Source organism: Mesorhizobium sp. WSM4840, assembly GCF_055811755.1.
The window spans coordinates 112,669-135,080 of sequence record NZ_JBVVQD010000011.1 but is presented as its reverse complement, the minus strand read 5'-3'; the positions used below and the strand labels follow the sequence as shown (position 1 = coordinate 135,080).

The 22,412-nt window shown below is 59.6% G+C and carries 25 protein-coding genes; 16 read left to right on the top strand and 9 right to left on the bottom strand.

Annotation, left to right across the window (positions count from 1 at the left end; translation table 11 throughout):
* Positions 1-161: 161 nt before the first annotated feature.
* Positions 162-461, bottom strand: coding sequence for a DUF1236 domain-containing protein (locus tag AC0L3I_RS16870; RefSeq protein ID WP_123150565.1), 300 nt, complete (start codon positions 459-461; stop codon positions 162-164).
* A gap of 317 nt (positions 462-778) precedes the next feature.
* Here AC0L3I_RS16870 and AC0L3I_RS16865 point away from each other — a divergent pair, with 317 nt between their 5' ends.
* The 3 genes from AC0L3I_RS16865 to AC0L3I_RS16855 all read left to right on the top strand — a co-directional run bounded on the left by AC0L3I_RS16865 (position 779) and on the right by AC0L3I_RS16855 (position 3,349).
* Entirely contained in the window at positions 779-970 is a 192-nt protein-coding gene (locus AC0L3I_RS16865) for a DUF3606 domain-containing protein (RefSeq protein WP_123150566.1), read from the top strand.
* 301 nt (positions 971-1,271) lie between these two features.
* A complete protein-coding gene (locus AC0L3I_RS16860) occupies positions 1,272-2,675 on the top strand; it encodes a sensor histidine kinase (protein ID WP_473527663.1) in 1,404 nt (467 codons plus the stop codon).
* Positions 2,675-3,349 (top strand): LuxR C-terminal-related transcriptional regulator, encoded by a 675-nt coding sequence (locus tag AC0L3I_RS16855; RefSeq protein ID WP_473527615.1) that lies wholly within the window; start codon positions 2,675-2,677, stop codon positions 3,347-3,349. The genes AC0L3I_RS16860 and AC0L3I_RS16855 overlap by 1 nt, the downstream gene beginning before the upstream one ends.
* Before the next feature lie 33 nt (positions 3,350-3,382).
* Here AC0L3I_RS16855 and AC0L3I_RS16850 read toward each other — a convergent pair whose 3' ends face one another.
* Both AC0L3I_RS16850 and AC0L3I_RS16845 read right to left on the bottom strand, forming a co-directional pair.
* The gene (locus AC0L3I_RS16850) at positions 3,383-3,538 is read right to left on the bottom strand and encodes a hypothetical protein (RefSeq protein WP_245319513.1); all 156 of its coding nucleotides are present in this window, start codon (positions 3,536-3,538) and stop codon (positions 3,383-3,385) included.
* Between the two features lie 1,175 nt (positions 3,539-4,713).
* The gene (locus AC0L3I_RS16845) at positions 4,714-5,391 is read right to left on the bottom strand and encodes a DUF1236 domain-containing protein (protein WP_473527614.1); all 678 of its coding nucleotides are present in this window, start codon (positions 5,389-5,391) and stop codon (positions 4,714-4,716) included.
* A gap of 619 nt (positions 5,392-6,010) precedes the next feature.
* Between AC0L3I_RS16845 and AC0L3I_RS16840 the strand changes: the two genes are divergently transcribed.
* Entirely contained in the window at positions 6,011-6,307 is a 297-nt protein-coding gene (locus AC0L3I_RS16840) for a hypothetical protein (RefSeq protein ID WP_473527613.1), read from the top strand.
* 439 nt (positions 6,308-6,746) lie between these two features.
* Positions 6,747-7,049, top strand: coding sequence for a DUF982 domain-containing protein (locus AC0L3I_RS16835; RefSeq protein ID WP_473527612.1), 303 nt, complete (start codon positions 6,747-6,749; stop codon positions 7,047-7,049).
* 530 nt (positions 7,050-7,579) lie between these two features.
* Here the strand turns inward: AC0L3I_RS16835 and AC0L3I_RS16830 are convergent.
* Complete coding sequence (locus AC0L3I_RS16830) at positions 7,580-7,816, bottom strand: hypothetical protein (protein WP_192357035.1); 237 nt, start codon at positions 7,814-7,816, stop codon at positions 7,580-7,582.
* Between the two features lie 254 nt (positions 7,817-8,070).
* Between AC0L3I_RS16830 and AC0L3I_RS16825 the strand changes: the two genes are divergently transcribed.
* Entirely contained in the window at positions 8,071-8,223 is a 153-nt protein-coding gene (locus AC0L3I_RS16825; protein ID WP_473527611.1) for a hypothetical protein, read from the top strand.
* A 782-nt stretch (positions 8,224-9,005) separates the two neighbouring features.
* A complete protein-coding gene (locus AC0L3I_RS16820) occupies positions 9,006-9,164 on the top strand; it encodes a hypothetical protein (RefSeq protein ID WP_473527610.1) in 159 nt (52 codons plus the stop codon).
* A 15-nt stretch (positions 9,165-9,179) separates the two neighbouring features.
* Here the strand turns inward: AC0L3I_RS16820 and AC0L3I_RS16815 are convergent, their stop codons facing one another.
* Positions 9,180-9,527 (bottom strand): low affinity iron permease family protein, encoded by a 348-nt coding sequence (locus AC0L3I_RS16815; RefSeq protein ID WP_473489243.1) that lies wholly within the window; start codon positions 9,525-9,527, stop codon positions 9,180-9,182.
* Between the two features lie 460 nt (positions 9,528-9,987).
* On the opposite strand from AC0L3I_RS16815, the gene AC0L3I_RS16810 reads away from it, so the two are divergent.
* Entirely contained in the window at positions 9,988-10,230 is a 243-nt protein-coding gene (locus AC0L3I_RS16810; RefSeq protein ID WP_473527609.1) for a hypothetical protein, read from the top strand.
* 485 nt (positions 10,231-10,715) lie between these two features.
* On the opposite strand, the gene AC0L3I_RS16805 is transcribed toward AC0L3I_RS16810, so the two are convergent.
* The 4 genes from AC0L3I_RS16805 to AC0L3I_RS16790 are packed head-to-tail and all read right to left on the bottom strand — an operon-like array spanning position 10,716 to position 12,857.
* Positions 10,716-10,889 (bottom strand): hypothetical protein, encoded by a 174-nt coding sequence (locus tag AC0L3I_RS16805; RefSeq protein ID WP_473527608.1) that lies wholly within the window; start codon positions 10,887-10,889, stop codon positions 10,716-10,718.
* Between the two features lie 25 nt (positions 10,890-10,914).
* Positions 10,915-12,042: a WD40 repeat domain-containing protein gene (locus AC0L3I_RS16800; RefSeq protein ID WP_473527607.1), complete on the bottom strand. Its 1,128-nt coding sequence runs from the start codon at positions 12,040-12,042 to the stop codon at positions 10,915-10,917.
* Positions 12,039-12,368 (bottom strand): hypothetical protein, encoded by a 330-nt coding sequence (locus AC0L3I_RS16795; protein ID WP_473489246.1) that lies wholly within the window; start codon positions 12,366-12,368, stop codon positions 12,039-12,041. Before AC0L3I_RS16795 ends, AC0L3I_RS16800 begins: the two co-directional genes overlap by 4 nt.
* Positions 12,369-12,380: 12 nt before the next feature.
* Positions 12,381-12,857, bottom strand: a complete 477-nt coding sequence (locus tag AC0L3I_RS16790) for a hypothetical protein (protein ID WP_473489247.1) — start codon at positions 12,855-12,857, stop codon at positions 12,381-12,383.
* 569 nt (positions 12,858-13,426) lie between these two features.
* On the opposite strand from AC0L3I_RS16790, the gene AC0L3I_RS16785 reads away from it, so the two are divergent.
* From AC0L3I_RS16785 to AC0L3I_RS16750, 8 genes are all read left to right on the top strand, one after another.
* Positions 13,427-15,100, top strand: a complete 1,674-nt coding sequence (locus AC0L3I_RS16785) for an aromatic/alkene/methane monooxygenase hydroxylase/oxygenase subunit alpha (protein WP_473527606.1) — start codon at positions 13,427-13,429, stop codon at positions 15,098-15,100.
* Positions 15,101-15,150: 50 nt separating this feature from the next.
* Entirely contained in the window at positions 15,151-16,212 is a 1,062-nt protein-coding gene (locus tag AC0L3I_RS16780) for a 2Fe-2S iron-sulfur cluster-binding protein (protein WP_473527605.1), read from the top strand.
* A gap of 50 nt (positions 16,213-16,262) precedes the next feature.
* On the top strand, positions 16,263-17,321 hold the full coding sequence (locus AC0L3I_RS16775) for an aromatic/alkene monooxygenase hydroxylase subunit beta (RefSeq protein WP_473527604.1): 1,059 nt from the start codon (positions 16,263-16,265) through the stop codon (positions 17,319-17,321).
* A gap of 16 nt (positions 17,322-17,337) precedes the next feature.
* A complete protein-coding gene (locus AC0L3I_RS16770; RefSeq protein ID WP_006206781.1) occupies positions 17,338-17,709 on the top strand; it encodes an MmoB/DmpM family protein in 372 nt (123 codons plus the stop codon).
* A 75-nt stretch (positions 17,710-17,784) separates the two neighbouring features.
* Positions 17,785-18,807: an amidohydrolase family protein gene (locus AC0L3I_RS16765; RefSeq protein WP_473527603.1), complete on the top strand. Its 1,023-nt coding sequence runs from the start codon at positions 17,785-17,787 to the stop codon at positions 18,805-18,807.
* 5 nt (positions 18,808-18,812) lie between these two features.
* On the top strand, positions 18,813-19,610 hold the full coding sequence (locus AC0L3I_RS16760) for an iron-sulfur cluster assembly protein (RefSeq protein ID WP_473527602.1): 798 nt from the start codon (positions 18,813-18,815) through the stop codon (positions 19,608-19,610).
* A 77-nt stretch (positions 19,611-19,687) separates the two neighbouring features.
* Positions 19,688-21,319: a chaperonin GroEL gene (groEL, locus tag AC0L3I_RS16755; protein WP_473527601.1), complete on the top strand. Its 1,632-nt coding sequence runs from the start codon at positions 19,688-19,690 to the stop codon at positions 21,317-21,319.
* A gap of 37 nt (positions 21,320-21,356) precedes the next feature.
* Entirely contained in the window at positions 21,357-22,400 is a 1,044-nt protein-coding gene (locus tag AC0L3I_RS16750) for an NAD(P)-dependent alcohol dehydrogenase (RefSeq protein ID WP_473527600.1), read from the top strand.
* Positions 22,401-22,412 lie beyond the last annotated feature (12 nt).

Below are 22,412 nucleotides of genomic sequence, written 5' to 3'. Positions count from 1 at the left end.
CATATTCATGCGGGTCTGGGGGGCTGGTTTTTGTTAAAACCACACTGCGGCGGGGTGGTGGTAATCTAAATGTCTGTTTTTTTTTCTAATTTCACACTCCCAATCCCACTGGCCCCCGCCGCGCGTCCTACGGGGGGGGCGTCTCCTCCCTCTCGCTCAGGTCACCGAATGATTTTGACGATCTTGCGTGTGCCTGGATCAACGATAACGGTCTGATTGTCGACGACGACATAGCGGTATTCGACGTCGGGAACTTCATGAAGCTCGACCGTATCGGGTAGCGTTGAGCCGATATTGAGCTCCACCCCAGGGATCTTCACCGAGGCGAGCGGCTGCTTTTCCACATATTCCCTGATGACGGTCTCCTGCTCAGGCGCGATGATCACGTCCTGAGCGGCAGCGGCGCCTATACCTGCCAGTAGTAGAAACCCCGCGGCTACAGTGGAAAGTCGCATTTTCATAGTTGCCTCCTTTATGATGTGACTTTAGCTGAGCTCTTTTGGCATCATCTTCGCGCCAGACTCATCGAAACATCAGGCCGCTGCAAATGTTCCTTGGCTGGGCTTCGGTCCGATCCGAGAAGCCTTGCCATTGGACTTAAGTCTGACCTGCCGCGCGCATGGGTCCGGCTATCGATCCGCCCGGAACCGCGACCGCTCGCACTCGTTCGCCGCAAGTTCATGGGAGGAGTTCAAGGAGAGGAGTGTCTAACACCCTCATCCAGCCTGTTTCCAACCGACATTCAGACCCCGTGTTAGGCTTCGCCAGGAGAAAGGAAATGGCCGACAACAAGTGCAATCGAGACTTCCTCGACCACGACCGCCTGTCGGTCGACGAGTATTACGAGGTGGAACATTTCGCACGAGAAAATGGCGTTTCGCCCAGCCAGGTCAGCAAGCTGATCAAAAAGAACGGCAACGATCGGATGACCCTTACTCAAGCAGTGAGAGCCTTGCGCGACCGGAAGTGAAAAACCCGCCGCATCTTCCGCCGCGCGGGCGATCAGGCGTTGCACTATCTGTGCCGAAGGATCGAAAGCATCGGAGTTGGCGCGTCATGGCTTGCTGCCTCGCTCAACGAGGGCAGTGGAGTTTATGCGAAAAAACCCGTCGGGTGCGGTTTCCGTCCAGCCCGTAAAGCCCTAAGTTCCCTAGCGATTGATCAGTTGCAGATCAAAGATGGCGTCGCTTAGCGTCGTTCGACGACAGATTGGCCGGTTCTCTCGAATCTTGCCGCTGGCGCGACGCGCCGCCGACCGGGCCGTTGGGGATATGGCGCCATATAGAGCGACAAGACTGATCGATCGATGGAATGCACTGTCGCTGGCCACTCAGTTTCTGCTCGCCGGCGGGCTATTCTCACTGTCGGCGATGATCGTGGTGGGAATTTCCGTGACAAGCCAGATAGAAGCCGCGGTCACCCGGAACTCGGCTTCTGCGACCGCTCTTTACGTCGACAGCGTTATCGCGCCGCTGCTCCCCGACATGCGCAGGAGCGAAGTGCTCGATGAGAGCGTTGCCCACGCGCTGGATGAAACGCTGGGACAAGGCGCACTCGGCACAAGGCTCGAATCCTTCAAGCTCTGGCGCCGCGACGGCACCATCCTCTATTCAACCAATAAAAATTTGGTCGGGAAGCGCTTTCCACTCAGCGACAATCTCCGGGCCGCATTCGCAGGCGACATAGTTGCTGAATTGGACAGGCACTATGATAACCAGGCTGAGAGGGACAGCGGCTTGCATCTTCTTGAAATCTTTAATCCGATGCTTCAGCCGTGGTCGGGCGAAGTCGTGGCTGTTTTGGAATTCGACGAGATCGCCACCGATTTTGAAAAGGACCTCCGGCAGGCACTCGTTCGGACCTGGTTCGATGTCGCAGCGGTCACCGCTATTTTCTTCCTCGGGCTCTCGGCGATCGTTTTTCGTGGCAGCCGCACGATTCGTTCCCAGAGCCGCTCATTGAAGCAGCGCATTGCCGAGCTTTCCGATCTGGTTGTTCAAAACAGAATGTTGAGACTGCGGGTGCAGCGTGCCTCGCAGCGCGCCACGGCGCTTAACGAACGTTACCTCAGGCGGATCGGCGCGGACCTGCACGACGGGCCGGCGCAACTGGTTGCCCTCGCGGCGCTGGGGATCGACAGCCCCGTGCTTGCCGATTCTGCCACGCCGGCTGGGGCGCGCGCACGGGAATTGCAGGCAGTCAAAGCCAATTTGGACGATGCGATGCGAGAAATCAGGAATGTCAGCAAGGGCCTTATGCTGCCGCATGTCGAGAATGCCGAGTTGACGGAAATCCTCGAGCTTGCCGTGCGAGCACACGAAGGGCGAACCGGCGTCAAAGTGATGCTGTCCATGACCGGGGGACACACACCCTTGTCACCAGCGGCCAAGATCTGCATCTTTCGCTTCATTCAGGAGGCGCTGAACAATGGCTTCCGCCACGCCGGGGGTGCCGGTCAATCGGTCGCGAAACATTTCGACGGGGAGCGCGTTTCTATCGAGGTTTCCGACACCGGCCCAGGTTTCGACCCGAAGATCATCCACCCTGAAAGGCTGGGGCTCATCGGGCTGCGTGAGCGGGTAGAAAGCCTCGGCGGCCAATTTAGTGTAACATCTTCACAGAATGGCACGGTGGTGAAAATGGTTCTCAACATAGTTGAAATAGGACAGGCGTGATGGCAGCGGCCATAAAGCTCGCCATCATCGACGACCATCCGCTGTTCAGGGAGGGCGTCGTGCGCACTCTCGAGCAGATCGGCGGGTTCGAGATCGTTGCCCAAGGCAGCAGTAGAGATGACGCCTTGCGGATATCGGAAGACCAGCAGCTCGATATTCTCCTGATGGACATCTCGGTGCCTGGAGGGGGCCTCAGCGCGATCGAACCGGCTCTGGAGCGGCACCCGGATCTGAAAATCGTGATGCTGACCGTTTCGGAGGAAAACCAGCACGTCATGACCGCCTTGCAGAGTGGGGCAAGAGGCTATGTCCTGAAGGGTGTCGGGTCGAGAACCTTGGCCGCGATACTGCGCACGGTGGCGTTGGGCGAACGGTATGTTTGCCCGCAATTGTCGGCGCGCGTGTTGGTCGACCTGTCTATCCAGTCAACCGCGACCGCGAAAGTTGACGTGCTGGCCGAGCTCACCAATCGTGAAAGAGAGATACTGACGCTCGTTGCCGCGGGATTGAGCAACAAGCGGATCGGTCTTCAGCTGAACCTGCACGAGAAAACCATAAAGCATCACATGACGCGAATTCTCGCCAAGCTCAATGTGAGCAACCGAACCGAAGCCGCGATGACACTGCGCGACGCGACCGAGCATCAGCATCCGCCTGCCCGCCATCCTGCGTGAAGCAAGGTAGCCTTGCGGCCTGTGAACTCGCCATCACTCGATCATGGCGAGCAGTCTTGCCCGATCGGAGTTCGTCGCCTGCCGCCGAATGATGGTGCGGCCCATGGCATCCCGCATTTCATAATGGCCACCGTCGATGCGCTCACTGAGCCCGTTGGAATGCACCACACCCACACTTGGCCCGCGCACTTCGATCCGATCTCCAGTGGTCGCGTTGACATAAACTTTTGGCTTGTTGCCGGGGTTTACCGCGGCAACTGGATTTGCCGGGGGACTGCCTATCGATGATTTTGATTTGCCCTTGCCCGCGTTGGCATTGGAGTTCGAGCTCCCGGGAGTTCCAGCGTTTCCAGCGTTCCCGGGGCTTCCAGCGTTCCCGGAGTTTCCAGAGTTTCCGGAGTTCCCAGAGTTTCCGGAGTTCCCAGAGTTTCCTTGTGCCTGGGCGGCCTGCGGGCTAAGCGTCAGGGACAGGCCGTCCTGTGCCACACGGTAGGGGCTCACGACGAGAGCCAAGGCCGATGCGGTGAGGCAGATGGCGACGCGAAGCCTTCGAAGAGATTTGAGCCTACGCTGCGATTGAGAGCACGCAGGCCGCGCATTCATCCTGGCGAGAACTCTTGTCTCACGGAGCCGGCGTTGCGGCCGTATCGCGTCTGTGATCAATGAATTTGCCAATAGCACGCTAAATATCCTCTGACCGTCACGGTCTACGTTGCATTTCTACCTGTTTCGAATTCGCCCGAGCCGATCCTCTGTACTCTGCACCATATCACGCTTTCGCCATCATCAGGCGGTGTCAAGACCCACCAGTCTCAGGGGGAGAAACCGGTGGGTCTCGCTAGCGCAGGAAGGGACTCATTACTGCGCAAGTGTGTTGCCTTCATTGATCGGGCCCATCAGCCGATAATAAGCCCGACGGCTGCGACCCCGAACACCAAGCCAAATACCGGAAAAAGCAGCCAACGTGCCTGGTGAATGCTGGGGTCCATTGCAGCCTTCCTGTCACGGGTCGCAACGACGCCTGCAGGAGCTCGGTTCCTGAAAACTCTCCCATCTCAGGCTTTTGCGATAGCAGTCCCGGACCAAAGCACCGCCTGCGCCAGCCCATGGTCGGCCAGCGGGCAGACTGAAGTCCCATCTCAGGCCTTTTTTTGAGCGTGAAGGGCACCCGTCGAGGGGTATCGGCCGGAAACGGTCCTCAATGTGCATGCAAAAAGCCCGCCAGCTTGAACAGCGGGATGTACTGGCGACGTAAATAGCAGTCGCCGTTCGATGAAAGGAGACTGGTCTCCAACTTCAATCGATGCATGTTGAAGGGTCCGCCCTGGGGGCAGCGGACCCCTCCTTTATCCCGAACAAGGGCGTTAGGTCAGAATAAGGACGATCGTGAGCGTATCCGGGTCGACGATGACGATTCGGCCATCGGCCAACACGAAATACTCGTAGGATTCGTAAGCCGGGACGATCTCGACGATTCGCGGTGGCAGACGACGCAGTCTGACCTTCTGCCGCGGAACCTCGACACCCACTGCGATGTCAAAATCGACGCTGGCGACCGGTTCGACCTTTTCCTGCTTGAGGATTTGGGTGATTTCCGTTTTCTGTTCAACGGTCACATTGCTTATCGCGCCGGTCGAAGTCTCATCCTGTGGCTGAGTAGAGGTCGTGCCCTGAGTCTGCTGCTCGGTAGTGGCACCGGCCTCGCCCTGGGTCTGCTGCTCGGTCTGGACCTTGGCCTTGTCCTGCGCCTGTTGGTCGGTTGTGGCGCCAGCCTCGCCTAGGGTCTGCTGCTCGGTGGTTACACCGGCTTTGCCCTGGGCTTGCTCATCGGTCTGCATCTTCGCCTTGCCTTGAGCCTGCTCCTCGGTGGTGGCGCCGGCCTTACCTTGGGACTGTTCGCCCATCGTACCTTCCGGGCAACCGGCCGAGCCGGCCGGGCAATCGGCGCCCGACTGGCTTTGGGCCGGCTGCTGTTCCTGAGCGAATGCTGCACCACAGCCAACGCCGATGGCCAGCATACTGGTGATCAGAACTTTTTTCACGAGACATCTCCTTCGAAAAGTCCGTCCCTTCACGGGGAAAACCACCTCTAAAAAGTTTTGTTCCAGGCGAATTGACCGCGCGGAAGCGATCGGGGCCTGTTGGAACAGTCCGCATCCAGGCGCGCGCCGTACTGAGCCATGGTGCGCGCGCCGAATAGGGCTCGTGTCTTTGTTCCAGCAGAGGTGCAGGTTCCCTTGTTCGGCCCACGCGAGGTGGAGATTGAAAGATCCGCGCTCGCTGCTGACAAATCTCTTCCAACCGCCGGTTGGTAGACGCCGGCCAACGCTCCGTCGCAGACGCAGCCTTGGAAGGTCAGAAAACGTGGAAGAATCTATTTGGGAAACCAACAAGATCCGTGCGACGCGCGTTCGGCGCACCGTCGAACACGGAAGGGCGCTGGTTGAGGACCTTCGCTACACACTGGCCCTGTCACAACGCTTGGTGCAGGCGTCGCGTGCGCTGCTGAAGCGGTCAAAGGACCAGGGCGTTGCTACTGAGCCTTGAAACCGAAAGCAGCCGAAAATGGTCGGACCGGGCCATCTTGCCTTAAAAACTGCCGAAAGCTAAAATTACATTAGCAAGTTGGACATAGTTCAAAGCAGAAGACTTGTTCGCGAAATGGACAAGAACACTGGTCGCAGTCTCCCTGAATGGCTTCAGAGGCATCTGCCCGATGATCCGGTGATCGCATGGGATATCGCCACCAAGATTTCGACAGAGACCCAGGGCAAAACTGGGCTTGGTCGCAGCGTCATCAGGAAGGGCGATCGAAACGAGAATTTGAACGAGAAACAGGACGAAGCTGACGCCGTCGTCAGCGAGCCATACCCGGTCGCCTTGCTCCTGGTTCTTTCTGTACTCTCGATGGTGGGCGAGGCAGTGTACGCGGTCCTTCGTTGGGAGGAGTTTCTATAGCGGCGAACACAAACCTGCGGTTTTTTCCGTTGAGGATGGAACACTGTCCTGCGACGAAAGTTTAGTGCCAGCAGCGTAGTATTGTCCCCCATACAAATGCTGCGAGATCGGTGGCCCCGATTAGCCCGCGTCCTCTCCCCGAGGGCGCGGGCTTTCTGCTGTTGTCACGGTCTTTCCGGGCCGCCTATGGTGCCGCCGGGCGGTCTTTGCGAGTGTTCGGTTTTCATCGGGAGCAATGGAGTTCAAAGCGCCCTCGGCTGCAGGTGCAGCGGTACACAGCGACATTCCGCATGCGGTCTCGGTCCTGCGATGAGTTTTGCTTCAGTTAAGAATTGGTCCTTCCTTGACAGCAAAAAGTGCTCTTCACATATTTTCCCGCAGCCGTCGCTCACGGCTCTCGTGGAAGCTCAAACAATCGTTCAGTTGAATGGAGGTTGTAATGAACGACAGGACTTTCGCCCGGCCTGTTTTCGTCAGGAAAGGGGAGTTCACGGTGGAGGAAATCGAATGCTTGGCTGATGCTTTCGAGTTCCTGCAGGAATGGCCGAAGAATCGCAGAGGGCCAATCTTTGACACGGCGCTCCGAGCTTGCCAGCGCGCCTATGATGGCCAAGTCCCCATTTCAGTTGCACGCGAGGCTTTCGCCGGCTTCGCCAGATCGGCCAAGATCCTCGAGGACGTCTCTGCAGCTATACCCTGGATGACGGCACCGAAAACCGGTCGTGGTGGCGTGACGGCGTAACCGATGTAGTTACCCTAAAGCGCGTGGCGTTTGCGACGCGCTTTAGGTTCTTGTTTTTATGCATGTCGTTATCGCAAAACCGCTGCGCACTTTTGCGCGATATGCATTAGCGAAAAGATGGCCAGCGCCGCTGGGAGCGGGGGAGGTGGGGTTGCCTAGATTGGCGCCGGCCAAGCGGCGTTGGGGTTCGCAACGAAGGAAGAAGTTCGCCAGATTGATTATGGCGTGATCGCGGAAGTTGGCCGGGCCTGCCGATAGCGGCGCTCCTCTATGCCTCCGAGGCTTTCTCTTCCGACGTTATTTGCTTCGATGGGCTTTACCTTCAGCACGCTCCCCCCTTGGCGTCGGGAGCGGCTTTGGAAGCGCGTCCAGGAACATGCTGGGCCACGGCCCAAGGACATGCCAAAGCGGCCGGCGACGCAGTGGGTCAAACCAGGAATCAAAGCCCGTGTGAAGTATCTCAGGGGCGAGGACGAACTTCGGCACGCTTCGCTGCAGGATTTCTGGGACGAGGGCTAAAGCGGGACATCTCAGATCCCATACCTCATGGCAATGAAGACCACCGGTGCAAGGATCAGGAAGATCGCCATTACTATAATAACGGCAAGGGCCAGGTTCTCTGCTCGCCTGACAATGGCAGCGACCTCATCGTCGCTCGACGAAATGAGATCAACCACCGAGAAATCTGTTGGGTTAGGAGTTTGATTGTCATTTGCGGGTCGGCTTGCGACCTCATCGACATTCTGTCTGCTCTGGATAAGGGTCACAGTTCTTTCCCCTGTTAGGGTGCCCGCCGATGGGGGACAAACAGCGAGCACCCGGTGAGCCACCGATGAAGGGACTTTGCTCGGCGGCCCAATCCAAATGCATTGGTAAGGTCTTGGTTGCCGGCTCTCAGCCCTCTGTCTATGACGCAACGACTTCGGTCTTACCGCATGTGGGACCATAGCCCTGCGGCGGAACTAAGTACCGCCGGTCCCATTTGCCGACCAGTGATAATTCAGAGATAGGAGAGGTGGCCATGGCTGACGGTCCAACGGTTGTTAACTCAGGCGGAAATGGCGGCGGCACTGCTGTCGCCGTCGTTCTCGCAATTATCGCAATCGTGATCCTGCTGTTGTTCACCGGCGTTATCAACATCCCGGGCGGGGCGACGGAAAGGACCTCGATGTAAAGATTGAAGCGCCCAAGGTTGAAGCACCCACGGTCGAAGCGCCCAAGGTCGAAGCGCCAGCCGCGCCCGCTCCGGCAGAGCCGGCCGCACCTGCCCCAGCCGCACCTGCCCCAGCCGCGCCTGCCCCAGCCGCGCCCGCTCCGGCAGCACCTGCTAACGGCGGCTGAAGGACGCGTTCAGGGGAAAGGTCCGCAACCTACAGCCCCGCTTTGATTTGGTGAGCGATTGTCAGTCGCTTGCGGCCGGCGCCACTTGGGGGGCGTCGGGGTAAATTGCCTGTAGAGCGCCGGCCGGCGGCGATGGGGTCAGCGGGGACGGCCAGCGGCTTGGTTGCGAGGGGGACTGGCAGCTGGAGGCCGCTGGGCCTGACCAGCGAGCCTTTGGGGTGCTCGCCTGGCTGGCGAATAGATGCGCTCAAGCTAATGGAATTGAAACATGCGAACGAAGTACGTGGCGATAATTCCGCTGTGTAGAAGCCATAAGGTGCCCCGCAATGGGTCAATACATCTGGCACCGCAATTGCATGGTCAGGTGTGGGGGAATGCGGTGGAAGCCCGTCGCTTCGCTAATATAGCGGCGGGTCTTCTACGTACCGGTCGCATCCCAGCCTACGCGCTGCTGTCCGTCTCGCTTTCCTCGTCGATCGACCGCACCGGCAAATAAGCATTGGTGTCAAGCCACTCGCGCAGCACGATCTGAATGAGGTCCGATCGGCCGATTTTATTTCACCAGCAATGGAGTTGAGTGCGCCCTCGGTTGCCTCCAGCTATCGAGATCTCGGTATGGATCGTCGCCAGCAACAAACGGCACGAGTTGAGGATGTGCCGGCGAAGACCTTCGCCGAGTTCAAAGCCGCGTTTGCCAAGGGCCAAAATTTCAACGAGCACATCCGCAATCACTTCCGGTATTATTTGGTTGCGACCGATAACGATGCTGCGTGACCTGCCGATCGGTATTCATCGTGTTCGCTTTGGTGAATCGCCTTGCTGTTTCCACTCGCGTTGGACCTCGATTTCCTCTGGTTCTTTCTTGTCGACCGTCGCGGTCTCGCTGTCGGCCTCACTGGCCGCGCGAAGCAGTTCGTCCAGTTTGGCGTGCAGCGCCTGCGTATCGCGATGCTCGGCGCGCTGGATGAACAGCGTCATCGCCCACGTCGCCAGTGTCGCAACGGCGTGCCAATCGAGGCTATCCCGATCGAAAATTAGCCAGAGGCCGGCATAGGTAAAAAAGATCAGAAATGCCTGCGGGCGCGACGTCAGCGTCCCAATGTGTGTGATAGTGCTTCGGACCTGGTGGTTTGCCATGTGCAAGGCCTCCTATGTATCTCCATAGGATAGCGGCTGGTGGTCCGGGGAGTAGTGATACCTGGCCAAGATCGCGCATGTCGAAGTCCTGGCCGCATATGGGGCACCCTAAAAATTGCTCTGCGTCGGGCTTGATCGGCCGATCGGACCTCTGCCCGGGCATCCAGTGGCTTCGCCCGGAATGGCGACGCGGACGCGATCCTCGGTGACCCCGCCTTCGCGCCGTGCCCGTTATCACCACCCCGTCACCAATGCCAATTCCCCGCGCCATGCAGAAGATTTTGGAGCGGCAAGCGGCATCGTCAAGCGTTGGCTAATATAGATGAGCCCGCTTCATCCAATCGATGGATGAAGCCCATATGGGCCGGTGCTACTTTGATGCATAGCGCGACCATGGCAAGGCCAGGGACGGCAGCCCGGTTTTGCTGCCCAAGAAGCCCGCTGGCTCTAGGGGCTGAATATGAGCAAGACAACTCTCATTGCTATCGCTATCCTCGCGATCAGCGTCGGCTATGCCGAAGCCGCGGACCGTAAGGTCGAAACCGCACCCCTCGGGACGTTCGCCAATTCGAAGAACCTGCCGGTTTGCACCGCGTCAAGCTCACTCTTCGAAGTCCTCGGTGACAAGTGTTTTCTCGTCAAGGGTTCGATGATCTATGGCGACATCGCCGAGCTTTCCCAGATAATCACTTTGGGCTGGTAGCCGGAGCAACAACGGCGCTCGACGCTAATTCCGCAGCCTTACGCCGACGCCACACTGCTATCGGCCGTGCCGTTGATCGAACTGCTCGAACTGGAGACCGACAGCGGCACGATTGAGCTGGCCATGAATAGGATCGTCGCCCGCCAGCGAATTCCCCCTCATGAAAAAGTCTGACGCGAGATTGATTTGGTTTAAAGCCGCTTCTTTGCGCGTGAATCGCAAGAGTTTTCCCAGGGGCGGTGGGGACAGGGCGATCTTGTCGTCGACATTTGTCGACTGGCCACCCCAACCGATCTTCGTCGGTGTATCCACGATCCGCTGTATGCCGCGCTACTGATCTTTCATGCGCAGCAAAGCGGGTGACGCCCTAGCAATCGACATCCGGTACCCAGGCGGCGGAAGCCTGGCGATTCAAGAGCGTGTCGCAGTGTTAGTTCCTTCGAACGCCTTGTCGTTCTATGAAGCACCTGCCTGCGATCCGAACCCTAGTTCGTTTTCAACTGGCCGACGCGGTTTTCGGCGATCCAGCGGGCGGCGAGCACCAATGCGCCCATACTGAAATCCTTGCCATGCTTGGCCACCATTTCTTCCGACAGGTTGGCGAGCCGTTCGAAAAATTCGTCCTTGCTCTCGTCCTCGGATGTGGATTCCGTTTGCATCTTTTCCTCCTTTTGCATGCAACCACTATTTGAACATCTGCGCGGGAAAAGTGACGATCGCGGCGGTGCCGTCTACCGAACCTACCGCCAGGTGCCGTCCGTCGCCCGACCAGGCAAGCGCCGCGATCTCACCGCCCAAGGATCTGACCAGCAGTTCGTCCCGCGCGCCGATCTGGGCTATGGTGATCCGGCCATTGGTATAGCCGGCTGCAATCAGTTTCTTTTCCGGGTGCGCAGCCACCGTCTCGACCGGCACCAGCCCGGCGCGGCCAGTCTCCAACGCGCCGGAGGCATCGCCGTGAAGCGGCGGGGCGGTCATTGACCAGCCGGCGATCCGGAATGCGCCCGATGTGAACAGCGCATTCTCCGGCAGGCTCCAGCATACTGTCCGGACCGGCGATGGAAATCCTTCGACGATGTCAGCTCGGCCATCGGTCACGCTGACCAAAGCAAAGCCTCCGGTTTCGAGCCCGCAGGCCAGCCAGGTGCCGTCGCCACTCCAGCGGATCGACACGGGGCGCGCTGAAAAACTGATATCGCTTATCAAGGTCGCGTCGCCTTCGACAATCCAAATCGATAATCCGTCCTCCAGACCATAAGCGAGGCGCCGTCCACCCGGCGAAAAGGCAAGCGCGTCCGTGGACGGTGCCGCACCATGTCGCAGTCTCAACGCGTCGCCGTGGCCGCGTGACAGGAAGACATCCTGCCCGTTGCTGACGGCGGTCATTGCCGTCTGGGGGCTGTGGTCGATAGCGACGATCGGTCCGTCGATCTTGACCAGCGTCTCCATCACGCTGCCGTCCGCGGTCAGATGCACCACCTCGCCGGCCGCTGTTCCGACGAGGAAGCTGGACCGAAGGTAGCTGGCGAGCGGGATATCGCCATCTCCTAATGCAGCAGTGGCAATCAATGGCGCTGGTAGCTTTTCCCTTGGGCGGATCGTCGTCTGGCCGAGATCGCCGCTCACTCTGATCCGCGACTCCGGCGGCTCCTTGTCCGCGACCGCGGCTATTGCGACCGTTCCGTCCATGCACGTGAAGGCGACTGTCAAGTCATCGGTGCTGAAGCGCAGATCGGCGATCGCCGACGGGCGACGCCAGCTCCGCGCCAGCAGGTCGAACAAGGTCAGGTTCTGTATCGCGTGCTGGTTCATGGCTGGCTCCCATCGTAATTCTCATCCGGTGCCGCGAGGCTGCGGTCGACGTCCTCGACGTCGGCTTCCGCGGCGACGATGCGCTCCTCGCACGCCGCACATGCGAGCATGATTGCCGCGGCTCTCTCCTCCGCTTCATGCAAGTCCTGCACCAGTTGCGCGTTCGCGCCGCTCCTGTCGATTTCGAGTTCCAGGCGCAACACATCCATCTCGATGCCGGCGCGCTTCTGATTTAGCCGCAGCGCCTCGGCAGTAAGCGCGGAGACGTTGGCGATCAGATCGAGCCGGCGAGCGAGCAGCGCGTCACGCCAGTCAGGTTGCCCCATCGGATCCTCCTGTCATTTTTCGCTTCCAGCCATCGGTCCGTGCGGTTTTCCAAAAGCCGACAGCAATTTGGGCAATGTACCGGCCTGCGAATGGAATTGTTTTTCAGCCGTTTCAATGTGGCTTTTGAGCTGGTCCCAGATGTCGACGCGGATCATCGATGTCGTATCGCCGGTGAGGCGTTCGATCTCGTCGACGCGGAACTGGCGCGACAGCGAAACGCCGGAAAACACGAAGTCGCGCAACAGGATCGCATGGTTCTCGATGAACAGATGGATCATCGGATGGGTTTCCGTGGTGACGCCGCCGGCGGCAAGCTCGGCCCGGATGAAATCCTGGAAGTGGCTCTGGAGGCGATGTTGGCTCTCGCCCATGAAGCGCATGACAAAGACCAGATCGCGGGACATCAGCCTGACAAGATCGCCGGTGACGCCATCGGCCTGGCTGGACATCGGCTCCTGCGGCCCTCGGCTGTCTTTGTTGTTCGGCATCTTCTCTCTCCGGCGCGTCGCCCGTCCATGGGCCATCGCCGTCAAATAGTAGAGAAAGGGTAACAATTGAATAGATAATATTTGTTGTCGGATTTGCTGCACTTGCTAACTAAGTATGTTGCAATTGCGAATAGATGCTAAATATTACAGGCGTACGTTACAACTGTAAAAGAACGTTACAGTTGGCTATCAGCTCATATGCCGAAAGAGCGGCGATTTTGTTTTGAGCGCCAGCCATGGGTGCTGTTTTCAAATTGGCACGGCGCTTGCTTTGTACACTTCCATAAGAAGCCCATCGCGCTTTTTGACGCGGTGCCAAAAGAACGAAGGAACGGAGGAAGCAGGGACAAGTCGCGTCCGCTTCGATATGCCCATCGCATATGCGGTTGGCGCCGCGGTCCCTGCCAGACGCCTCCAAAACCTTTGCCGCGATCCACTTGAATGGCCGGACCATGAGTCGCGCCTGAATGCGCAACCCTTTGTCGTGCCGTTCGCACTCTCACTAGCGGTGCTGTGCGCCGCTTCATTCCGGGGTCAAGGGACCTGCGGCTCAAACCTGGTGGAGGCTTATGACCATGACGTCTCTGACGCTCAACAAGATTACTTCACAACGCGGAATCTCCGTGGGCGAGGCAACCAAGAAGATTGCCGATCTCGGCTGGAATCCTTCCTACGTCCAGGAAGCGATGACGTTTCCGACAGACTATAAGATCAACAAGACGCCGCGAGACCCGATGAAGCAGGTCCTGCGGTCCTATTTCCCCATGCAGGAAGAGAAGGACAACCGCGTATATGGCGCGCTCGATGCGGCGTTGCGCGGTGACATGTTCCGCAACGTCGAGCCGCGGTGGGTCGAATGGATGAAGCTCTTCCTGGCCATCATTCCCTTCCCGGAAATCTCCGCCGCTCGATCGATGGCGATGGTCGCCCGCATCGCTCCCGGCGAGGAGCTCAGGACCGGCTTCACCATGCAGATGATCGACGAGTTCCGTCACTCGACGATCCAGATGAATTTGAAGAAATGGTACATGGAGAACTACATCGATCCGGCCGGCTTCGACATCACCGAGGAAGCCTTCGGAAAATGCTACGCCACGACCATCGGCCGGCAGTTCGCGGAAGGCTTCATCACCGGCGACACCATGACCGCCGCCTGCATGTACCTGACCGTGGTCGCCGAGACCGCCTTCACCAACACGCTGTTCGTCGCCATGCCTTCGGAAGCTGCCCGCAACGGCGACTATGCGCTACCCACCGTCTTCCTGTCGGTGCAGTCCGATGAGAGCCGGCATATCGGCAATGGCCATTCGCTGCTGATGGCGGCGCTCAAGGAGCCGGAAAATCACCTCTTGCTCGAGCGCGACCTTCGCTACGCCTTCTGGCAGAACCACGCGATCGTCGACGCGGCCATCGGCACCTTCATCGAATACGGCACCACCAACCGCGACAAGAACAAGGAGTCCTACGCGGAAATGTGGCACCGCTGGATCTACGAGGACTACTACCGCACCTACATGCTGCCGCTCGAGAAATACGGCATCAAGGTCCATCACGACGACGTCCAGGCGGCCTGGGAACGCATTACCAAGAAGAATTACGTCCACAAGGTCGGACAGTTCTTCGCGGTCGGCTGGCCGGTCAACTTCTGGCGCATCGAAGCCCAGACCGACAAGGACTTCGAGTGGTTCGAGCACAAGTATCCGGGCTGGTACGCCGAATTCGGCGACTTCTGGAAATGGTACGCCAAGCTCAGCCACAAGGGCGAGAAGGTGCTGCTGTTCAACAGCGACGTCGGTTACGTCTATCCGCACCGCTGCTGGTCCTGCCTCGTTCCCTGCCTGATCCGTGAGGATATGGTTGTCGGCGAGATCGACGGCCAGCTGCACACCTTCGCCCACGAACTCGACAAATGGACTGCCACCGTGGCGTTCGCCGACGAGTATCAGGGCCGGCCGACGCCCGCGATGGGCCGCTTCAGCGGCAAGCGCGAGTGGGAGACGCTCTATGACGGCTGGGATCTGGCCGATGCGATCAAGGAACTGAACTTCGTCCGCTCTGACGGCAAGACGCTCGTCCCGCAGCCGCATATGCGCTTCGACGACACGGAGATGTGGACGCTGGACGACGTGCGAGGCAACAAGCTCGGGTCGCCGCTCAACGCGCTGCGTGCCATGTCGCCCGCGGACCGTGAGAAGCACCTGGCGGAATACCGGGCCGGCTTCACGATCAATCCCTGCAACTGATCAGGCCAAGGGGCGGGTTCGTCCCGCCCCTTGTCTTACTGGAGGTCCGTATGTCGGAAACCCACACGGTCAGGCTAAGCCCGGTCGGCGTCGAATTCGATGTCGAAAATGGCGAAACGGTGCTCAACGCCGCGTTCCGCCAGGGCATCGCGCTGCCGCACGGCTGCAAGGAAGGGCAATGCTCAGCCTGCAAGAGCGTGTTGCTCGACGGCGAAGTCGACATGCTCAAATACTCGACCTTCGCGCTGAACGACATGGAGAAGGAGAGCGGCCACGTCCTTTTGTGCCGCTGCATCGCCTACTCCGATCTGGAAGTCGAGCTTCTCAACTACGACGAGGAGATTTTGGCGAAAGCGATCGCTGTGAAGACGTTCAAGGGCAGGATTGCTCGGATCGAGCACCTGACCCACGACATTCGCGGCATCGAGATCGAACTCGGCTCGCCGATAAAGTTCTGGGCGGGGCAATATGTCGACATCACGGTTACCACGCAAAAAGGGGAGACGATTACGCGCTCGTTCTCCATGGCAAATACGCCGGACCAAACCCAAGAACTCTCCTTCATCATCAAAAAATACCCTGAGGGAAAGTTCTCCGGAGAACTCGATTGCGGAGGCATCAAGGCCGGAGCAGAGGTCACCGTCGTCGGACCTTACGGAACCTGTTTCCGCCGCGACGAACGGCAAGGACCCCTGATCCTCGTTGGAGCCGGATCGGGCATGTCACCGATCTGGTCTATCCTCAACGACCATCTGAAGAGCGGCGAGAAACGTCCGGTCTATTTCTTCTACGGCGCCCGCACCCGCAACGACCTGTTCTATCTCGACAGGATCGCTGAACTCGTCGGCAATCATTCCGACGTCACCTTCATTCCCGTGCTGTCGCACGCGAATGACGACGCTGAATGGCAAGGCGAGCGCGGTTTCGTACACCAGAGTGTCGACGCCAAGCTCAAGCAACTGGCGGTCGACGGGCAGGGCGACGTTCATGCCTGTGGTCCGCCGCCAATGATCGATGCGCTTCAGCCGGTTCTGTTCATGAATGGGTTCGAGACGGAGCGGATCTTCTTCGACAAGTTCACCACATCGGCAGGTGCAACGCCGGCCCACTAAGAGGGCGGCCACGCAACTGTAACCACAACTGCAACAAGGGAGTGAAGACTATGCCAGCTACCTCGAGTTCAGTCGGATCCGGAGCCGCCGGCGCGGCGCTCTTTGCCGACTCCGACAGCCGGAAGTACCGGTATTTCGACCCGAAGGGCCAGCGTGCGACCCACTACGAGGACATGACGGTCGACGTGCAGCCCGATCCCGAGCGTTACCTGATCCAGGACTGGATCATCTCCTTTGCCGACGGCAAGGGCGCCTATGTCAAGCAGAACACCGCCGCGCAGAGCTCCAACTGGCATGCCTTCCGCGCTCCGGACCAGGAATGGGAGCGTACGCACTACCAGCGTCAGTCGAAGATCGAGACGATGGTGCAGAGCGTCATCAACAATGCCCGCAAATCGGGCGCGCCCAAGACTTTCGACAAAGCCTGGGTCAAGATCCTGCAGACGCAGCTCGGCGCGTGGAAACATGCCGAATTCGGGCTCGGCACCTCGCTGATGCAGGCACAGCGCTACGGCTATACCCAGATGATCAACAACGCGACGTTGACCAACTCGTCCTACAAGCTGCGGCTTGCGCAGGACATTACGCTCTACCTTGCCGAGATCGGCATGGACCTTTCCGGCTGGGACGACGAACTCGGCAAGAGGAGCTGGCTCGAAGACAAGAACTGGCAAGGCACCCGCGAAGCTGTCGAGACCATCATGGGCGCGACCGACTATCTCGAACAGTATTTCGCCATCAACATCGTCTTCGAACCGCTGGTCGGGGAAGCATTCCGCTCAGGGTTCCTGATGCAGATCGCCGCCGCCAACCATGACTTCATCACGCCTGCAGTGATCTCGGCGGCCGAGGCCGACTACGAGCGCAACCTCGCCAACACGATCGACCTCATGCACTTGCTCGCCAACGATGAGAAACACGGCGCGACGAACAAGAAGCTCTTCCAGGGCTGGGTCAAGAAACACGGCGCGCTCGCCGACAAGGCAGCCATCGGCCTGCAGCCGATCTGGTCGATGCCGCATTCCAAGCCAGTCGCGTTCGCGGATGTCCGCGCCAAATCCGAGGAACGGATTGGCCAGATCCTCGGCGAACTCGGCCTCAAGCGCTGACACAGGGAGAAATGCCATGTCACTAGCAGCACGCGACGCAACGCATTCCAACATCTTCAAGGAGATGAAAGACATCACCTTCGAACAGACGATTTCGCATCAATGCGGCGTCACCATGAATGACTCGGTCGAGGCCAGGGCCATCGCCGAATTCATGGGCCAGAAGCCGGGGGTGACCATCACCTACCAGCCGGCACTGATCCGCATCGACGGTGACGGCAAGCTGATCTTCAAGATGGACGCGATCGGTGAATATCTCGGCCGGGAGATTTCAGCGGAGACCTTCGAAGTCAACACCTCCACCCACTACGGCCGCATGGTTCGCGTCGACGACAACACCGTGATCCTGTTCGGCAACATGGATGAGATGTTCGAATACATCGAATAGCCGCCAAAAAAACCGGGCGCGCCGCCCTGGTTGCGGCGTGCCGAACCGATCAACGCCCATCTCGCGGAGGAAAGAATGTTTAGGACACCGGAAGGCAAGGATATCTTCGTGGTCGACGGCCACACCCATTTCTGGGACGGCAGCCCGGACAACCAGAAAAATGTCCACGGCAAGCAGTTCATCGATTGCTTCTACGCCTATCACACCGGGCTGAGCCCCAAGGACCAGCTTTGGGAGAAGAGCAAGTTCGAGAAATACAGCGCCGACGATCTCTATCGCGACCTGTTCATCGACGGTCCCGATGATGTGGCGATCGTCCAGTCGACCTATCTCAAGGACTTCTACAAGAACGGCTTCAACACGATCGAGCGCAACGCCGAGGTGGCCAAGCGCTATCCGGAGCGTTTCATCGTCAACGGCGCCTTTGACCCCCGCGACGGTGAGAAGGCTCTCGAATACATCCACTTCCTCAAGGAGAGCTACAACGTCAAGGGCGTGAAGATGTACACGGCCGAATGGAACGGCGCTTCCAAGGGCTGGAAGCTCACCGATCCCGATGCCTACAAGTGCTTCGAGCTCTGCGACAAGCTCGGCATCAGCAACATCCACGTCCACAAGGGCCCGACGATCCTGCCGCTCTCGAAGGATGCGTTCGACGTGCATGACGTGGATCACGCGGCGACGGATTTCCAAGGCCTCAACTGGATCATCGAGCATTGCGGCCTGCCACGCCTCGACGATTTCTGCTGGATCGCGACGCAGGAAACCAACGTCTATGGTGGACTTGCGGTAGCGCTGCCCTTCATCCATTCCCGCCCGCGCTATTTCGGCGAAGTCATCGCCGAACTGCTCTTCTGGCTCGGGCCGGAGAAGATCCTGTTCGGTTCCGACTACGCGATCTGGACGCCGCGTTGGCTGGTCGAGAAATTCTGGGCCTATCAGATCCCCGACGACATCGCTGCCGAACGCGGAGTGCAACTCACCGACGAGATCAAGGAGAAGATCCTCGGCCTCAACGCAGCGCGTCTATACAGCATCGACATCGAAGCCAAGAAGAAGGCGCTCGCCGGTTCGCCCTTCAGCATTGCGGCGGAGTAGGGGCCATGGCAACCGCCAGCGTTTCCGGCAACCGCGAGAACGAACTCTGGCGGCGCCTTGGTGAGGTCAACGACCCGGAGCTCGACGAACCGATTACCGAGATGGGCTTCGTCGAGCGGGCCGCGATGACGAGCGATGGCAGCGTGGAGATAGACTTCCGCCTGCCGACCTACTGGTGCTCGCCCAACTTCGCGTTCCTGATGCTGGACGGCGTCCGTAAGGCGCTGGACCAGCTCTCATGGTCGCCGGCCTATCGCGTCAAGCTGCACGACCACATGTTCGCGGAGGAGGTCAATCGCGGCATGGAAGCCGGCAAGACATTCAGCGATATATTCGCCGAGCTTGCCGAGGATCAGGATCTCGGCGCTTTGCGCGAAACCTTCAGGATGAAGGCATTCAAGCGGCGCCAGGAGGCAGTCCTGCGCGGCCTCAGGCAGCACGGTCTGACGGATCGGGAAATCCTCGGCATGGACTTGCCAGCATACGACGTCGCGCGGTTCGAGCCGGGCGAAGCGGCCAAACAGAAGCCGAGATATAGGGAGGCTCTGCTTGAGCGCTTCCCCAACCGCCAAGCGGATGATCCTGTCTTCGTGACCTGGGAAGGGCAAAGCATACCGGTCGGCGCACTCGGTGCCCATCTCGCCGAATTGCGCGGTGTGCGCGTCAACATGGAGTTCAACGGCGCACTTTGTCGTGGACTCAAGCAGACCAGATACAAGGAACTGGATGTGGTCGAGGGCGAACCAACGCTGGTCGATTTCATCATGGACCGCGTGCCGGCACGAGCCGCGCCGACCGCCTGAAGCAGAGCTGAAAACAACGGCCTCCCTCGCACGAGGCCCCTAACCAACAACCCGCCCGTAAGGCGGAAGGAGGAATCATGCCCAAAATAATGCTTCACAACTCGGAAGCCCGCCGTGCTCTCGCCCGTGGTGTCTTTCGCCTGGCCGCTGCCGTCGAGCCGACGCTCGGCCCCAAGGGTATGAACGCCATGATCGACCGGCCGATCGGCACGCCGATGGTGACCCGTGACGGTGTCAGCATCGCCTCCGAAATCGAGCTGCATGATCGTTTCGAAAACATGGGCGCGCAGGTGGTCCGCGAGGTGTCGATGCAGACCAACGAGGTCGCTGGCGACGGCACCACGACTGCCATCGTGCTCGCCAACGCTCTCATCCAGGGCGGTGTAGAGGCGAATGAACGCGGCGTGAAATCCGTCGATCTGTGCAAGGGCATCGACCTTGCCGTTGCGGCGGTGGTGGCCGCGCTCAAGGCCTCGGCCAAGCCGGCAAAGGGGAACGGCATCCTGGCTTCGGTCGCCAATATCGCTGCGACAAACACGAAGCTTGGCGCGCTGGTGGCGGAAGCCCATCAGCGCGTGGGAGCCGAAGGTGTTATCACCACGGACTTCAGCGTCACCACCGAGACCACGCTCGATGTGGTCGAGGGCATGTCCTTCGAACGCGGCTATCTTTCTCATCACATGGTGACTGACCAGGAGAAGATGGAGGCGGTTCTCGAACGGCCCTACATCCTGATGACCGATCTCAAGATCAAGGAGCCTGAGGCGCTGAATGCGGTTCGCCGCATTGCCGACGAGGATGGTCGGCCGCTGCTTATTGTGTCCGAGGAAATGTCGCCGGAAGTTGTGGTGACGCTGCTCGGCAAGCAGGGACCTGGAAAATACCTCGTCGTCCATCCGCCGGAATATGGCCATTGGCGCAAGGCGATGATGGAGGATCTGGCCATCATCACCGGCGGCAAGGTGATCGCGCGCGACCTCGGCGGCCGGCTGGAGGACATCACCGCCGACGATCTCGGAACAGCCGACCGGGTCAAGACCAGTTCGTCCTACACCTCGATCATCCGCGGTGGTGGCGACCATGCGGCAATCGCATCGCGTCGCGCCCAGGTGCAGCGGCAGTATGAAGCTTCGCCGCCGAACATCGACCAGGACAAGCTGCGCGAACGTCTGGCCAAGCTTTCTGGCGGCACCGCGATCCTTTATGCCGGCGGTGTCACACCCGTCGAGCAGAAGCGAACCATTCAGCTCATCGAGGATTCGCTGAATGCGGTACGCGCCGCATCCGAAGAGGGCGTTGTCGCCGGCGGCGGTTCGGCGCTTGCCCAGATCGCGCCGCTGCTCGACAAGGTGTCGGCCGGCGTCGACGGCGATGTCGCCGAAGGCGTGCGCCTGGTGCGGTCGGTGCTGTCGCGGCCACTCTGGCGCATCGCCGCCAATGCCGGCGCCGATCCCGAAGCAGTTGTGGCGGAAGTTACGCGCATCAATGGCGGCTACGGCTACAACGCGTCTGCCGGCAGCTATCAAAACATGTTCGAGGCAGGGATCATCGATCCGGTTCGCGTCACCTACACAGCGCTCGCCAACGCAGCTTCGGTGGCGACGCTGATCCTGACCACCGAAACGCTGATTGGTCATCTCGCCGAGGACGAGGATCCGACGGCCGGACCGGCTCGCGGCGGCGGCTCCGAAAAGCTCGGCCGCGCCTAAGCAATCCGAACAATCTCGACGTTGAAAGGATACGACGATGAAAGCTGCCAGACTGTACGCATACGATCCGCAAATGAATGTCCAGCTCAGGATCGAAGAGGTCAAGGCGCCGACAATCACCGCCCCCGACGAAGTGATCGTGCGGGTCGGTGCTGCCGGCCTTTGCCGCACCGACCTGCATATCATCGAGGGTGTGTGGAAGCCGACCATGGATCCCGAAGGCACGCTGTTGCCCTACATCATGGGTCACGAGAATGCTGGCTGGGTCGAGGAAGTTGGCAGCGGCGTCAAGTCGGTCAAGCGCGGCGACGCCGTGATCTGCCATCCCTTTCGCTCGTGCGGGATCTGCCTCAACTGCCGGCATGGCGAGGACATGTACTGCGACAACGGCCAGTTTCCCGGCCTTGGCATGAATGGCGGCTTCGCCGAATATTTCATCACCAGCGAGCGCTCGCTGATCAAGCTGAACGCCAATGTCACGCCGATCGAAGTGGCGCCCTTGGCTGACGCCGGCATCACCGCCTACCGCGCCGCCAAGCGGGCGGCCAAGCTGCTAAGGCCAGGGAGTTACTGCGTCCTGCTCGGCATAGGCGGGCTCGGCCACATCGCGCTGCAGTCGCTGCATGCGATTTCGGGTTGCCGCATCATCGCCGTCGATCGCGAACCGGCGGCACAGGTGCTGGCCAAGGATCTTGGCGCCGACTACGTCCTTGATGGCGGGCCGAACATCGTCGAGGAGGTCAGCCAGATCACCGGCGGCGGCGCTCATGTGGTGATCGATTTCGTCGGCGAACTCGGCGTCGAGAACATCTGCTGGAAGATGGTGCGCAAGGGCGGCCAGCTATTCGTCGTCGGCTATGGCGGCAATATCAATGTGCCGACTGCCCATCTCGTCATCGAGGAGATCAACATCGGCGGTAGCCTGGTCGGCAATTTTACCGAGCTTGTCGAACTGATGGAGCTCAACGCCGACGGCAAGGTGAAGATGCACTACACCGAATACAACCTCGCCAGCATCAACACCGCACTCGACGATTTCAAGAACCGGCGGTTCACCGGCCGCGGCGTCATCGTGCCCTGAAGCGTCTGGTCG